15 protein-coding genes are annotated in these 14,611 nt (G+C 70.8%); 3 read left to right on the plus strand and 12 right to left on the minus strand.

Annotation, left to right across the window (positions count from 1 at the left end; all coding sequences use genetic code 11):
* Positions 1 to 14: 14 nt before the first annotated feature.
* From ACZ7PG_RS33315 to ACZ7PG_RS33330, 4 genes are all read right to left on the minus strand, one after another.
* Positions 15 to 227 carry a hypothetical protein gene (locus ACZ7PG_RS33315; RefSeq protein ID WP_470243107.1) on the minus strand — a complete coding sequence of 71 codons (213 nt, stop codon included), beginning with the start codon at positions 225 to 227 and terminating at the stop codon, positions 15 to 17.
* A 65-nt stretch (positions 228 to 292) separates the two neighbouring features.
* The gene (locus tag ACZ7PG_RS33320; RefSeq protein ID WP_470243108.1) at positions 293 to 610 is read right to left on the minus strand and encodes a carboxymuconolactone decarboxylase family protein; all 318 of its coding nucleotides are present in this window, start codon (positions 608 to 610) and stop codon (positions 293 to 295) included.
* A 16-nt stretch (positions 611 to 626) separates the two neighbouring features.
* Positions 627 to 980 (minus strand): DUF2255 family protein, encoded by a 354-nt coding sequence (locus ACZ7PG_RS33325; protein ID WP_470243109.1) that lies wholly within the window; start codon positions 978 to 980, stop codon positions 627 to 629.
* Entirely contained in the window at positions 977 to 2,374 is a 1,398-nt protein-coding gene (locus tag ACZ7PG_RS33330) for an MFS transporter (protein WP_470243110.1), read from the minus strand. Before ACZ7PG_RS33330 ends, ACZ7PG_RS33325 begins: the two co-directional genes overlap by 4 nt.
* Before the next feature lie 138 nt (positions 2,375 to 2,512).
* Between ACZ7PG_RS33330 and ACZ7PG_RS33335 the strand changes: the two genes are divergently transcribed.
* Together ACZ7PG_RS33335 and ACZ7PG_RS33340 are read left to right on the plus strand one after the other, a co-directional pair.
* The gene (locus ACZ7PG_RS33335) at positions 2,513 to 3,382 is read left to right on the plus strand and encodes a helix-turn-helix transcriptional regulator (RefSeq protein WP_470243111.1); all 870 of its coding nucleotides are present in this window, start codon (positions 2,513 to 2,515) and stop codon (positions 3,380 to 3,382) included.
* 13 nt (positions 3,383 to 3,395) lie between these two features.
* Positions 3,396 to 3,815: a (R)-mandelonitrile lyase gene (locus ACZ7PG_RS33340; protein ID WP_470243112.1), complete on the plus strand. Its 420-nt coding sequence runs from the start codon at positions 3,396 to 3,398 to the stop codon at positions 3,813 to 3,815.
* A gap of 8 nt (positions 3,816 to 3,823) precedes the next feature.
* Here ACZ7PG_RS33340 and ACZ7PG_RS33345 read toward each other — a convergent pair whose 3' ends face one another.
* The 8 genes from ACZ7PG_RS33345 to ACZ7PG_RS33380 are packed head-to-tail and all read right to left on the minus strand — an operon-like array spanning position 3,824 to position 13,267.
* A complete protein-coding gene (locus ACZ7PG_RS33345) occupies positions 3,824 to 5,056 on the minus strand; it encodes an aspartate aminotransferase family protein (RefSeq protein ID WP_470243113.1) in 1,233 nt (410 codons plus the stop codon).
* On the minus strand, positions 5,056 to 6,165 hold the full coding sequence (locus ACZ7PG_RS33350) for a Zn-dependent alcohol dehydrogenase (RefSeq protein WP_470243114.1): 1,110 nt from the start codon (positions 6,163 to 6,165) through the stop codon (positions 5,056 to 5,058). Before ACZ7PG_RS33350 ends, ACZ7PG_RS33345 begins: the two co-directional genes overlap by 1 nt.
* Entirely contained in the window at positions 6,162 to 7,436 is a 1,275-nt protein-coding gene (locus ACZ7PG_RS33355; protein ID WP_470243115.1) for an NAD-dependent succinate-semialdehyde dehydrogenase, read from the minus strand. The genes ACZ7PG_RS33350 and ACZ7PG_RS33355 overlap by 4 nt, the downstream gene beginning before the upstream one ends.
* Entirely contained in the window at positions 7,433 to 8,137 is a 705-nt protein-coding gene (locus ACZ7PG_RS33360) for a transporter (protein ID WP_470243116.1), read from the minus strand. The genes ACZ7PG_RS33355 and ACZ7PG_RS33360 overlap by 4 nt, the downstream gene beginning before the upstream one ends.
* Positions 8,134 to 9,516 (minus strand): flavin monoamine oxidase family protein, encoded by a 1,383-nt coding sequence (locus tag ACZ7PG_RS33365; RefSeq protein WP_470243117.1) that lies wholly within the window; start codon positions 9,514 to 9,516, stop codon positions 8,134 to 8,136. Before ACZ7PG_RS33365 ends, ACZ7PG_RS33360 begins: the two co-directional genes overlap by 4 nt.
* Before the next feature lie 13 nt (positions 9,517 to 9,529).
* Positions 9,530 to 10,876, minus strand: a complete 1,347-nt coding sequence (locus ACZ7PG_RS33370) for an NAD(P)/FAD-dependent oxidoreductase (protein WP_470243118.1) — start codon at positions 10,874 to 10,876, stop codon at positions 9,530 to 9,532.
* Positions 10,873 to 11,772, minus strand: a complete 900-nt coding sequence (locus tag ACZ7PG_RS33375; RefSeq protein ID WP_470243119.1) for an alpha/beta fold hydrolase — start codon at positions 11,770 to 11,772, stop codon at positions 10,873 to 10,875. The genes ACZ7PG_RS33370 and ACZ7PG_RS33375 overlap by 4 nt, the downstream gene beginning before the upstream one ends.
* Positions 11,765 to 13,267 (minus strand): flavin-containing monooxygenase, encoded by a 1,503-nt coding sequence (locus ACZ7PG_RS33380; protein WP_470243120.1) that lies wholly within the window; start codon positions 13,265 to 13,267, stop codon positions 11,765 to 11,767. The genes ACZ7PG_RS33375 and ACZ7PG_RS33380 overlap by 8 nt, the downstream gene beginning before the upstream one ends.
* A 123-nt stretch (positions 13,268 to 13,390) precedes the next feature.
* Between ACZ7PG_RS33380 and ACZ7PG_RS33385 the strand changes: the two genes are divergently transcribed.
* A complete protein-coding gene (locus tag ACZ7PG_RS33385) occupies positions 13,391 to 14,611 on the plus strand; it encodes a helix-turn-helix domain-containing protein (RefSeq protein WP_470243121.1) in 1,221 nt (406 codons plus the stop codon).

A 14,611-nucleotide genomic window follows, 5' to 3' on the forward strand; every position in this document is an offset into this window, starting at 1 on the left:
ATCGTCGTCCACAATTACCGGTGGCGGCAGGGCCTCGCCCCGGGCGAGCCCGCCTGATCGATCTTCAGAGCGTCCATCAGCGCGATGACGCCGATCGTGATTTCGATGTGCGGGTCGACGCGGCCGATGGTGGCGGTCCGGCGATCGAGGTCGTCGTCGGCCATCGTCGGGCAGGACACCGGTGACGTCTCGGTCATGCCGTAGGCGATCGACACCTCGGGCTTCATCACCCCGACCGGACACGGCGAGACAGGCGGACGATCGCGTCGGTGGGATCGATGGTCCTTTCGGGTCAGGCGAAGAGTTCTTTGGCCACGGTCATGGCGGACATGGCCTTGGGCCAGCCCGCGTAGAAGGCGAGGTGGGTGACGGCTTCGACGAGCTCGTCCTCGGTGGCGCCGTTGTCCTTGGCCAGGCCGAGGTGGAAGCGCAGCTGCTCGGTGTTGCCGCCGGTGACCAGCGCGGCGACGGTGATGAGACTGCGTTCCTTCGGCGACAGGACTTCGCGGGGCCAGACCTGTCCGAAAAGGACGGTGTCGGTGAGGTCGACCAACGTCGGAGCGAAGTCGCCGAAGGCTTTTCGGGCTCCGGAGGGTTCGTTGTCGGGCATCAGCTGTTCCTTTCGTTCAGCGCGGCGCGAGCCGCAGGGTCGCCGCCCTCGCGGCGAGCATCGGGTCGAGGTAAGTGCGGCCGTAGCGGGCGTACTTGGCGCGGTAGGCCGCGTCCACCGCGGCATCGACGTCCTGCCCGGCGTGCTCGGCGGTGACGTCGGCTTCGGCACCGGCGGCGCGCACGCGGGCGTGGCCGGTACCGGCGGCGTGCCGGTACCAGGCGCCGCCGGATCCGCGGTAGGAGCGGACATAGACCTGGTCGCCGGCGCGCACGACCCAGATCGGTACCCAGGGCCGCGGTGTCCCGTCGGGACGGATGGTGGTGATCTCCAGTTCGTCGGCCGCGGCGACGATGTCGAAGTCGGTCACGGGTTCTCCTTCACGAGGGTCGGCCGCAGCCGAAGGGCCGCGGCGGTGGTGACGGCCAAGACGGCCGCGGCGAGCAGCAGGCTCGTCTGGACGCCCCGGGTGAACGTCGCGGGGTCGGCGAGCAGGCCACCGAACGCCGCCACCGCGAGCGCGCCGCCGACCTGGCGGCTGGTGTTGAACACCCCGGACGCGGTGCCTGCCAGCTCCCCGGGGACGGCGTCGAGCAGCACCGCCGTCGCGGGCGGGGCGACCAGCGGGCCGCCGAGCCCGACCAGCACCATCAGCCCCGAGAACGCCCACAGCGGCGCCGAAGCCGGCAGCAGACCGAGGGCGAGCAGACCGAGGGTCATCGCGGCGAGGCCGGCGGTGATCAAGGTGCGGCGGCCGAGGCGTTCAGCCAGCCGCGCCGAGAACGGCGTCAGCGCGGCGCCGATCGCCATCATCGGCAGGAACACCAGCCCGGTGCCCAGCGGGGACAGCCCGCGTTGCTGCTGCAGGAACAGGCTCGCCACGAACGGCAGGCCGTAGTAGCCGACCATGAACGCGAACCCGGTCACCACGACGATCACGACCGTGCGGGAACGGAACAACCGCGGCGGCACCATCGGGTGCGTCACCCGCGCCTGCACCCGCACGAATGTCGCCAGCGCGACCAGCGCGACGGCGAACGCCAGAAGGACCCGGGGCGCGGTCAATCCGGCCGTGCCGGCCTCGATGGCGCCGTAGGTCAGCCCGCCCATCGCGGCGGCCGCGGTGACCTGGCCGGCCCAGTCCACCGGCGTGGCCCGCCGCGGCGACGGCGCCACCCTGGCCACCAGCGCCAGAGCGGCCGCCCCGACCGGCAGGTTCACGGCGAAGATCCACCGCCAGTCCAGCAGCTCCAGGACGCCGCCGAGCAGCGGCCCGGACGTCGACGCGAGCGCGCCGCCCATCGCCCACACCGCCACCGCCCGGCCGCGAGCGACCGGGTGGGGATAAGCCTGCCGGATCAGCGCCATCGACGACGGCATCAGCACCGCCGCGGCGGTCCCCTGCAGGAACCGGGCGGCCACCAACGCCGGCAGCGTCGGCGCCGTCCCGCAGGCGGCGGACACCACGACGAACAGGACCATCCCGGCGGCGAACGCGCGGCGTGCCCCGAACCGGTCGGTCACCGAACCCGCGGTCAGCAGCAGGGCGGCGAACATCAGCGTGTAGCCGTCGACCACCCACTGCAGCCCGCCGATCCCGCCACCGAGGTCGGTGCGGATGGCCGGCAACGCGACGTTGACGATGACCGCGTCGAGAGTGATGACGAAGAACCCGAGGACCGCCGCTGCCAGGGCCCTGTGCGGGTGCGCGGAAGCCGGTGCTCCGTCCGCGACGCGACTACTTTCAGTTACTTCACTGGTCATGGTCTCCTCACTGGTCGACCCCGGGGATCCATTGGTCACCGTCGAGGAAACCCCACTTCGCAAGCGCGTGGGAGATCGGGTTTATGGGGGTGGAAGCTCGACCTCCCACGTGACCACGATCGACGTAGAGTGAGGTACATGGACCAGCGAGCCGAGATCCGGGAGTTCCTCGCCACCCGGCGGGCGAAGCTCACGCCCGAGCAGGCAGGGCTGCCCCGCGGCGCCGGAAGACGCCGCGTACCCGGGCTGCGCCGCGAGGAAGTCGCCGTGCTCGCCGGCGTGAGCACCGACTGGTACATCCGGCTCGAAAAGGGCCACATCGCCGGCGTGTCCGACGACGTCCTCGACGCCGTCGCCCGCGCCCTGCAGCTCGACGAAGCCGAACGCACCCACCTGTTCAACCTCGCCCGCGCCGCCAAACCCGGCCGAACCCCGCGCCGGCGCGCCAGACCGCAGCTGCGGCCGAGCGTGCAGCGGATCCTCGACTCGATGACCACGACCGCGGCGTTCGTCCGCAACGGGCGGCTGGACATCCTCGCCACCAACCCGCTCGGCCACGCCCTCTACGCACCGGTCCTCGACAACCCCGCCCACCGCGGCAACATCGCGCGGTTCAACTTCCTCGACCCGGCCGCCGGGGACTACTACCCCGACGTCGACGCGGCGTGCGACACCACCGTCGCGCTGCTGCGCACCGAAGCCGGCCGCGACCCGCACAACCGGGAGCTCACCGACCTCGTCGGCGAGCTCGCCACCCGCAGCGACGCTTTCCGCACCCGCTGGGGCGCCCACAACGTCCGCCTCCACCGCGCCGGGCTGAAGTGCTTCCACCACCCCGTCGTCGGTGACCTCGACCTCGACTTCGACTCCCTGGACCTACCGAGCGACACCGCGGACAAGCTGACCCTCACCGCCTACACCGCCGAACCCGGTACTCCGGCGGCGGACGCACTGGCACTGCTCGCCAGCTGGGCCGCCACCCACACCACCGACCAGCACATCCGATAACCGAAGGACACCAGTGGAACTCACCCCCGTGAACGACACCGCCAAGGCACCGGAGGCCGCTTTCACCGGTGACGTCTACGTCACCCCGATCAAGAAGGCCGAACCCGCCTCACACCTGATCGCCTCCCTGGTCCGGTTCACCCCCGGCGCCCGCACCCACTGGCACTCCCACGCCAACGGACAGACCCTCCACGTCACCGAGGGCGCCGGCTACGTCGCCAACCGCGACGGCCAGGTCATCCGCATGCGCGCGGGCGACACCGTCTGGACCCCACCCGGCGAAGAACACTGGCACGGCGGCACGAACACCACCTGCATGAGCCACCTCGCCATGCTCGAAGGCACCGACGACGGCGACGGCACGACCTGGCTCGAAGCGGTCACGGACGAGCAGTACGAGGCTGCTCACCAGAGCCAGGCCACGGACTTGTAGCCGACCGGTCAGCGGGCGGGGAGCGCGGGTAGTGCCCCGGCCGTTGCCTCGATGTCCGAGGTGGTGTGCGCTGTGCTGAGGAAGACCTTGCCGGACGGCATGAACAGGAAGCCCTGGCGCAGCATCCCCTCCAGGATCACCGTCCAGAGCCCGCCGGTGCCGTGGAGTCCGGTCGCCCCATCCGCCGGGACGTACTGGAGGAGCGAGCCGACCCGGTTGAAGCGGCCCGAACCGAGGGCGCCGCCGACGAGAGCTTCGAACTCCGATGACGTCTTCTCGAGCGCCTCGTAGACCGCGGGGTCCGCCAGCACGCGCATCGTCGCCTCGACGGCCGCGAGCGCGATCGGGTTGGCGTTGAACGTTCCCGCGTGGACGACGCCGGCCGTCACCTGGTCGATCAGGTCCGCCCGGCCGACGACGGCACTCTGGGTGAAGCCCCCGGCCATCGCCTTTCCGAACACGGACAGGTCGGGGCGGACGCCGTACCTCTCGGCCGCGCCGCCGCGTGCGATCCGGAACCCGGCGATCACCTCGTCGAAGATGAGGACGACGCCGTGGCGGTCGCACAGGTTCCGCAGCGTGGCCAGGAATTCCGGCGACGGCGCCTCGACACCGGCGTTGCTCATCACCGGGTCGACGAGCACCGCCGCGAGGTCGGGCTCGCCCAGGAGGCGCTCGGTCAGCGGGACGTCGTTGAAGCGCCCGACGACCAAGTCGTCCAGAACGCTCGCCGACTGCCCTCTCCCGCCCGGCCGCGCGGGCCGGTCACCGTCCTCTTCGGACATTCCGGCGTGCACGGTGTCGTGCCAGCCGTGGTAGCTCTTCGCGAACTTGAGGACGCGGCGCCGCCCGGTCGCGGCCCGAGCGAGACGCAGGGCGACCTGCACCGCTTCGGTTCCGGTGTTGCTCCACAGCAGCCGCTCGCCGTGGGGCACGGCGTCGAGGACCGCCTCCGCGGCGAGGTACTCGAGGGCGTGGCCGGTGCCGACGACCTGCATCTTCTTCGCGACGTCGGACACGGCGGACAGCACGCGCGGGTCGCCGTGGCCGAGCACGAGCGGCCCCCACGCCATCACGTAGTCGACGTACCGGTCGCCGTCCAGGTCCCACACGTGCGCGCCTCGGGCCTCCCGCACGAAGAGCGGGTGGGGACGCATCGCGGCGCGCAGGCCCGACCCCACGCCGCCACCGACGCTGCGGCGGGTTCGTTCGAACGCGAGACGGGACGATTCCAGAGCCATCAGTACTTGATCACCGTCCGGATTCCGACGCCGCGCTTCATCTCGTCGAACGCCTCGTTGACGTCCGCCAGATCGATCACGCGCGTCACCAGCGAGTCGAGATCGATGCGGTGGTTCATGTAGTGCTCGACCAGCAACGGGAAGTCGACGGCGGGCTTGCTCGAGCCGTAGTTGGAGCCGACGAGCGAAAGTTCCCGATCGGACAGGACGAACGGATCGATCGAAACGCGCACGCCGTCCGCCACCTGCCCGGCCACGACGGCCCTTCCGCCGCGCGCCAGCACCGAGTAGGCCGACTCGATGGTGCCGGGCAGCCCGATGGCCTCGATGGCGACATCCACGCCGCGTCCTCCGGTGAGCTGGGCGACCCGCTCCGCGAAATCCTCCCGCGCGCTGTTGATCACGTCGGTGGCGCCGAATACGCGGGCCTGCTCGAGCTTGGGGTCGGCGATGTCCGCGGCAATGATCTTCCGCGCGCCGACCAGGCGGGCACCCTGGATCGCGTTCAGCCCGACGCCGCCGCAGCCCAGCACCAGCACGGTGTCGCTCGGACGGACCTTCGCGGTGTTCACCGCCGCCCCGATCCCGGTCGTGACCGCACAGCCGATCAGGGCCGCCTGCTCGAACGGGGCGTCGTCCCGGATCGCGATGGCGCCCGACTCGGGCACGAGCGCGTACTGGCCGAACGTGCCGACGCCCGCGAAGCTGTGGACGTCCCGGTCGTCCGCCGTGACGCGGGTCCGGCCGTCGAACGACAGGTGGTTGGCCGAGTGCCGGCTGACCAGGTCGCAGAGGACGGGCCTGCCGCTGACGCAGTAGCGGCACCGGCGGCACGACGGTGTCCAGGACAGCACGACGTGATCGCCCTTCGCCAGCGTCGTGACCCCTTCGCCCACGCTCTCGACGATTCCGGCGCCTTCATGGCCGAGGATCATCGGCGACGGCACCTCCCATTCGCCGACGAGCACGTGCAGGTCGCTGTGGCAGACCCCGCTCGCTTTGAGCCGCACCAGAACTTCACCCGGCGGCGTGGCGGGAAGCGAAACCCGCTCGACGGTCAGCGGCGCGTCCGGCGTCCTGAAGACGGCGGCGTCGAATTCGATGGTCACGACCAGGTCCCCCCGCGGATCAGCTTCCTGTTGGCGAACTCGTCGATCCCCGCCCGGCCCAGCTCACGGCCGAAGCCGGACCGCTTGATCCCGCCGAACGGCAGTTCGGGGCCTTCCAGGCCGACGCCGTTGACGAAGACCATGCCCGCCTCGATCCGGTCGGCGACGCGCATCGCCTGCTCGGGGTCCGTGGTGAAGACGTAGGAGCCCAGTCCGTACGGGGTGCTGTTGGCCAGCTCGACGGCTTCGGCTTCGGATCCCGCCCGGTAGACGGTCGCGACGGGGCCGAACAATTCCTCCGCGGCCGACGGCGAAGATGGCGACACACCCGTCAAGACGCCCGGCGGGAAGTACGCGCCTTCGCGCCGTCCTTCGCAGACCAGGGTCGCGCCTTCGTCGACGGCCCGCCGGACCTGTTCTTCGAGGCGCTCGGCGGCCGTCACCGACGACAGCGGAGCCAGCTCGCCGGTCTTGGCGAGCACCTTTTTCGTGAACCTGCCGAGGAATTCGTCGTAGATGTCGTCGGCGACGATGAACCGCTTGCCCGCGTTGCACGCTTGCCCGGTGTTCTCGAACCGGGCGTCCACCGCGGCCTGGACCGTGGCATCCAGGTCCTCTGTGGACAGCACGAGGAACGGGTCCGAGCCGCCCAGTTCGAGCACGACCTTCTTGAGGTTGCGGCCCGCCGTTTCTGCGACCTGCGCTCCGCCTCGCTCGGAACCGGTGAAGGACACGCCTTGCACCCTGGCGTCGGCGATGGCGTCGGCGACCTGTTCGTTGGTCGCCCGGACGTTGACGTAGCAGCCCTCGGGGTAGCCGGCGTCGGTGAAGATCCGCTGCAGGGCCGCGGCCGAGTCCGGGCATTGCGGCGCGTGCTTGAGCACGATGGTGTTGCCCAGGGCGAGGTTGGGCGCGGCGAACCGGGCGACCTGGTAGTACGGGTAGTTCCAGGGCATGATGCCCAGCAGCACGCCGATCGGCTGGCGGCGGACGAACGCCGTGCCCGCCCCCTCGATCAGCTCGACGGGCTCGTCGGCGAGGAACGTCTCCGCGTTCGCCGCGTAGTAGGCGTAGATGGACGCGCTGAACTCGACCTCGGCGACGGCCTCGTCCAGAGGTTTGCCCATCTCCTCGTGCGCGAGGCGGGCGAGTTCGCCGCTGCGCGCGGTGTGCAGGGCGGCGACGGAGTGCAGCAGTTCGGCACGCTGAGCCACCGTGGTCGCTTTCGACCGATAGGCCTTCTCGGCCAGGTCGAGCGCCCGGTCCATCATGAAGACGCACCCGCTTCCTGGGTCGGTTTCGCGCTCGAGGCCACGTTGTGGTCGTGCAGCGCGCGGTAGGCGAAGAAGTAGACGAATCCCTGCGTGCCCCACGTCGCCAAAGCGGCGGTGTAGAAGAACGTGCGGTTCGCGTCGTCGAACGGGAAGGGGAAGAAGTCGTAGACGATCGCGATGGTGGTGCCGGCCGCGGTGACCAGGCCCGTCCAGATCGCGGGCCACCTCGCGCCGACGTCCCACAGCCGCTTGGCGAAGTGCGCCAGGAAGACCGCCGTGACGAGGTTGGCCACGACGTAGAACGCGGCGACGGCGAACGCGGCATGGTCGGCGTAGGGGTCTTCGCCGTGGAAGTGCCGGAGGACCAGCCCGGCCGCGGTGGCGAGCGCGAACACTCCGACGTCGACGGCGACGGACGGCTTGTAGCCACGGGTGACCTTCAGCAAGCCCATGACGAGGATGAGCGTGATGCCGACCGACCGCGAGAAGGCGTCGAAGAAGTACGCCACGCCGTACAGCACGCTGCTCTTGTCGCCGCCGAGCAACGACCAGAGGAGAAAGTTGCTGCCCGAAGTCGCGACGACCATCCATTCGAGACCGAGCAGGTAGTTGCCGTAGCGGCGGATCAACCGCCAGCCGAAGAAGTAGCCGACGAAGATCATCCACAGGTCGGCGAGCAGGAAGAACACATCTTTCATCGCAGCGCCACCTCGCGCGAAACCAGGGCCGCGACGCGCTCGGCCGCGCGCTGACCGGTCAGGACGGCACCGTTCATGCACCCCGCCCACTCGCCCGCGGTTTCCGTGCCGGCCCAGTGGACGCGGCCGTGGGGCTCGGTGAGCGCGGGGCCGTAGGTCGTGGTCGCGTACGGGGCGACGGCCGGGTTCGGGCCGCCCGGGGCGAACGGTTCGGCTCCCCAGCAGTGGTCGACGTAGTCGAGGGGGGCGCTCGCCTGCGTGCCGTACAGCTGGACGAGCTGCCGCAAAACCATGCTGCGCCGGGTCTCGGGGCTGAAGCCGTCGAACACGCGCGGGTCGCAGAACGCCATCAAGACGCCGGGGCCACCGTCGGGCGAGACGTCGAAGGTGACGAACACGGTCCCGGTGTCGGTCACCGCCTCGCCCGAAAGCCCGTTGGTCCGCCAAAACGGCTTGTCGTACGCGACGAACGCCTTGCTCAGGACGCCCATGCGCCACGTTTTCACGAGCCCTTCGGCCGGCTCGGGCAACGCCGGGTGGAACGCGATACCCGCGCGGTGTGCCGTCGCGACGGTGACGATCGCGTACTTCGCCGTGATCTCGTCCGAGTCGGTGCGGACCATGACGCCGTTGTCGTCCTGGCTGATCCAGCGCACCGGTGTCCCCAGGACGACGCGGTCACCGAGCCGCTCCGCGACCCGCTTCGCGATTTCCTGGGTGGTTTCGAGGTAGCGGTCCTGTTGCTGGCCGCCCTCCACGTCGAGCATGTGGTCCACGCCGCCCGCCGCGCGGATGTAGCGCAACGCGTGCAGCAGTGAGACGTCTCCCGGGCTGCAGCCCCACTGCACCTTGCTGACGACGGTCATCAGGGCACGGGTGGCCGGCAGCGCGTTCTTCCGGTCGAGCCACTCGCCGAACGAGATCGCGTCGAACTCGCCGGCCCGGGGCGACTCCCAGGCCGCGTCGACGTCGACGGCCGCGACCAGCTTCTGCAGCGCCATCTGGACGCGGGCCATGTCGACCAGCGCCGCCGGCGAGACCTTGGGAATGGTGCCGCGGTAGGTGCGGCGCCGGCCGGCCATCCACAGGACGTTGCGTCCCTGAGCGAACTGGCCGGTCGTGGTGCACCCCACGCGGTCGGCGAGATCGCGGATCGCCGTGTGCCGCCGGGCGACCCACGTCGCGCCGAAGTCGACCGGCACGCCCGCCACCTCGCCGGACAGCGATCGGCCGCCGACCCGGTCACGCCCTTCCAGGACGAGGACGGACCGGCCGGTGCTCACCAGCCGCTCGGCGGCACTCAGGCCGGCGAACCCGGCACCGACGACCACGACGTCGACCGAGGTGGCCGCGGGACGGCGCTCACGAGAGGGCGACATGATTTTCTCCTTTTCAGCGCACACGGGCGGCCGCACGCAGGGCACGGCGCCGGCTGCCGTTGATCGAGTCGGTGAAGCGGTCGAGTGCCGACACCAGACGGAGGCTGCGCGGGCCGACCATCGCGAAGGGCGGGAACTTCGGCTTCTCCGCCCAGATGCCCTCGAGGTCCTCGTGCCGCGATCCGTCCACAATGGAGTCGGCGATGAGTGATCCGACGTACGGTGCCTGGGCGAGGCCGTGCCCGTTGCACGCGATCGAGTAGTAGACGTTGTCCTCGATCCGGCCGGCGATCGACAGCCAGGACGACGTGATCGCGATCCAGCCGCCCCACGCCCGCTCGACGGCGACGTCGGCGAGGGTGGGGAACCGGCTCGCGAACGCGCCGGCGAGCTCTTCGACCAGCTCGCGGTCCGGGGCCTTCGCCGGCAGGGGGTAGGTCATACCGCGCTCGACGCGCCGGACGCCGAACACGATGGTGCCGCGCGCGGTGAGGCGGTAGTGCTCCATGACCTGGTGCTGGGTGATCACGCCCGACCGGCTGCTCCACCCCAGCGCGGCGAGCCGCTCCGGGGCGATGGGCTCGGTCTCCATCTCGATGAGCCACAGCGGCACCGAGAGCCGTTTCGGGGTGATGTCCCACTCCCCCGAGTAGGCGTTCGTCGCGAGCACCGCGTTGTTCGCCCGCACGGTGCCGCCGGGGGTTGAGATGACGACCTGGCCGCCCCGCTGCGTCACGTCGGTGACCTTGGTCCGTTCGAAAACCCGGACCGACGACGAGACCAGGGCGCCGCGCACGCCCCGGCTCAGCTTGCCGGGGTTCAGCATGCCGCCCACGGCCTCGCGCATGCCGCCGACGAAGCCGCGGGGAATGCCGAGCTGCTCGCTCGTGCCGACGTGACCGCGTCCGCCGGCGCGCCGCAGGATCGCGGCTAAAGTCCGGATGCGCAGCATCTGCCCGGGTCCCACCGCGGCGAACGCCAGGCCGTTGGGCTCGTAGTCGCAGTCGATGGCGTGGGTCTTGATGAGGTCTTCCACGAAGCTCGCGGAATTCTCGGCCAGGCGCACCATTCCCGGCACCTTCTTGGGGTAGAAGAGGCTCAGCAGGCGGAGGTCCCCGCCCGGGACGCTCGCGATCTGGCCGCCGTTGCGCGAACTGGACCCGTAGCCGCAGAACTCGGCCTCCAGCAGCACCACGTCCTGACCGCGCTCGGCGAGCCGCAACGCCGTCGCCATGCCGCCCATGCCCCCGCCGATGACCGCGACGTCGCACGTGAGGTCGCCGTCGAGGCTGGGCAGGACGTCGGTGGGCGGGTCAATCCAGCCGCTGAAGGTGCCGCACTCGACGTTGTCGATCCTCATGATGCTCCTTCCGTCACGCGGCCGGCGTGGTCCGAGATGTGCCGGGTGATGGGCTCGACGAGGGCCTCGGGGATGTGGTGGCCCATGCCGTCAATGACGACATGCCGGGCGCCGGGGATCGCCTTCACCGTCGCGGCGCCGCCGCTGGGGGCGACCAGCAGGTCCCGGTCGCCGTTGACGACCAGGGTGGGCGCGGTGATCCGGCGCAGCTGGGCGGTCCGGTCCCCGGATGCCTGGATCGCCTGGATCTGCCGAGCGGCGCCCGCGGCCAGGTCGCCGGCGGCTCGGTCCCAGCCCCCTGCCGCCATGGCGGCCTCGGCCGCGTCGTCGATGGGGAATCCCGTGCCGGCGATGTGGCTGGTGATCCGCAGGTGGGCGCGTACCGCCGCGGTTCTGGTCCGGGCCGGTGGGCCGGCGAGGAGCAGGAGCGTCGACCGGGCCGGCTGACCGGCCTTCTTCGCCCCCGTGGTCGAGAAGATCGACGTCAGGGACAGGACACGCGCGGGTTCGGTCGCGGCGACCGTCTGGGCGATCATCCCGCCCAGGGACCGGCCGGCCAGGTGGGCCTGCCGGATCCCGAGGTGGTCGAGGACGCCGAGCGCGTCGGCGGCCATGTCCGCCAGCGAGTAGGCGTCACGACGAGGGCGCGCGAGCAGCTGACGCCACAACGAGGGCGGTGGCGTGGTCGCGAACGTGGACCGGCCGACGTCGCGGTTGTCCATCGTGACGACCCGGAAACCCCGGGCCAGCAGCGAGTCGACGAACGAGCCGGTCCAGAAGGTGAGGTCCTCGCCCAATCCGGCGATGAGCAGGATCGCCGGACTGGCCTGGTCGCCGTGGTCGCGGTAGCAGATGGTCGTGCCGGAGGGCAGCGCCGCGTAGTGGTCTTCAGACACGGGCGGACCGCCGTCCGGCGGACAGCGCGGTGCCGAACTCGAGGTTCTCGTCGGCGACCGGGCCGCGCAGCGCCTTGGCGTCTTCGGGGTAGGACATCGCCATCCGCCAGGGGGCGACATCTCCTTGCTTGGGCAGGATCTTCTCGGCGCGCTTGGCGTAGCCGGCCTGCAGGTCCATGACCGGCCGGCGCGGCGTGCCCGGGAGCGCGACCGGGACCACCCGGTCGTGGCCGTGCGCGTCCATGTGCCGGACCAGGTCGATGAAGTAGCGGCACATCAGGCTCACCTTGAGGGTCCAGGACGAGGTCGTGTAGCCGATCGCCATCGCCCAGTTCGGGATCCCGCTCAGCAGCATCCCGCGGTAGGAGACCGAGTCCGCGAGGTCGATCTCGCGCCCGTCGACCACGATCGGCATCCCGTCGAAGAGGCGCATGGTCAACCCGGTCGCGGTGACGATGATGTCGGCTTCCAGTTCCTCGCCCGACGCCAGGACGACGCCACGCTCGCTGAACCTCGTGATCGTGTCGGTGACGACGGAAGCGGTGCCGGCCTTGATCGCGTCGAAGAAGTCGCCGTCCGGTGCCAGGCACAGCCGCTGGTCCCACGGGTCGTACGGCGGGGTGAAGTGCTTGTCGACGTCGAAGCCCTTCGGCAGCCGCTTGCGGTTCTCGCGGCGGATCACCGCTCGCCCGAGCCGGGGGAACGCCCGCAGGCCCTTGACGGTCGCGTGTTCGATCCAGATGTTCTTGAACCGCGTCGCGGCGTACCCGCGCTTTTCGCCGAGCAGCTTCGTGAGCGTCGTCGCGACCCGGTCGACGCGGGGCAGCGCCATGACGTAGGTCGGAGTGCGCTGCAGCATCGTGACGTGCCGGGCAGCGCCTGCCCCGGTGGCCATCGCCGGCACCAGCGTGATCGCGGTCGCGCCGCTGCCGATGACGACGACCTTCTTGCCGCTGTGGTCGAGGTTCTCGGGCCAGTGCTGCGGGTGGACGATCCGGCCCGCGAAGTCGTCCTGTCCGGGGAACTCCGGGGAGAACCCCTTGTCGTACCGGTAGTAGCCGGTGGCGGCGAACACCCAGCGCGCGCGGATCGTCTTGACGGACCCCGGAGCCTCGACGCGCAGCGTCCACTTCGAGTCCACTGAGGACCATTCCGCCCGGACCACCCGGTGGCGCAGCCTGATGAGGCGCGCCAGGTCGTTCTCCTCGACCGTCTCCCGGAGGTACTCCCGGATCAGCGGGGCGTCGGCGATCGCGGCCTCGTGGCGCCACGGCTTGAACTCGTAGCCGAAGGTGTGCAGGTCCGAGTCCGACCGGATACCGGGGTACCGGAAGAGATCCCAGGTCCCGCCGATGTTGTCGCGACCCTCCAGCACGACGAGGGACTTGCCGGGCAGCTCCCGGCTGAAATACGTCGCCGCGCCGATCCCGGAAATCCCCGCGCCGATGACGACGACGTCGAACTCCTCGTCGGCGTCCAGCACCTCAGCTGCCATGGTCTGCCTCTCCTCGCCGAGCCGGCTTTGTGATGGGTTCACTGTCGCCAAGCCATGGCCGCGGTCACAACGACAGCGGGCACAGGGTTCGCGCGGAGCTGGTGCACGGTGCACACTTCGGGGATGGAAGAGCTGTGGCCGGCGCCGCCCCTCGACGTCGCCGACGCGATCCGGTCCGTGTGCCAGCGGCTCCTGGCGGACACGGACGCGCTGACCGACGCCATCTCGACGCTCGCGCTCACGGCGCAGGACGACCCCGCGCTGCTCTCGGACGCGTCGCTGGTCGAGGAGGACCGCCACCTCAACCGTTCGGATCTGGTGCAGTGGCTGACTTCGAACATCCAGCACCCGGGGCGGCGGGTGGAACCCTACGTCGGGCCGAGGATCACCGCGTACATCGGCGATCTCGTGGCCCGCGGCATCGCGCCCGACTTCGCCGGCGGGTGGCGGGCGGCGCTGGGGATCGGCTGGCGCCGGTGGCTGGAGGAGTGCGCGGCGCACTGCGCGGATCGCGACCTGCTCGTGGGGGTCCTGGACGTGTCGGCGAAGTCGCTGGTGCAGTACGCCCTCGACTCGGTCTCGGTCCTGCGCGAGGTGAGCCTCGCCGCGGCGATGGGCAACGCGGACGCCGAGGCGATCGCCCTGATCCAGATGATCGCCGGCGGCGCGCCGATGTCGGAGGACTTCGCCGAGGGACGCCTGCGCTACCGGATGGCGCGGTGGCACGTGGGCCTGGTGCTGTGGGTCGATGATCCCGGGCGGCACGACGCGCTGGACGAGGCGACCACGGCCGTGCGCTCCGCCACGGCGGACCGGAGCACGTTGGTGGCCCGTGCCAGTGCCACGTCGCGCTGGATCTGGCTGTCCGGCACGGAGTCAGTCGACCTGCCCAAGGTCGAGGAGGTCGTGGCCGAGGAGGTTCGCGTGGCGGTGGGCAGGCCGGGACGCGGGCTCGACGGGTTCCGGTCCAGCCACCAGGACGCCCTCTCGGCCCAAGCTCTGGTCGTTCGGCTCGGCTCCGCCCGGCGGTTCACCGCCTACGCCGACGTCGAGCTGATCGACGCCCTCACCAAGGACCGCGCGAGCGCCCGCCGGTTCGTCGGCAACACCCTCGGTCCGCTGGCCGACGCCGACCCGGAGCTACGGCGGACGCTGCTCACCTACGTGCAGTGCGGCTTCAACACCACCCGGGCCGCCGCGGCCCTCTACGCCCACCGCAACACCGTCGAGCGGCGGGTCTCCCGCGCCAACGAGCTCGCGGTCGTCAAGGTCGAGGACAACCCCACCCATGTCGCGGCGGCCCTGCTCGTCCTGGACATCGCGCCCGAAATCATGGTCGGCTGA

This window comes from Amycolatopsis sp. NPDC114504, assembly GCF_055633595.1.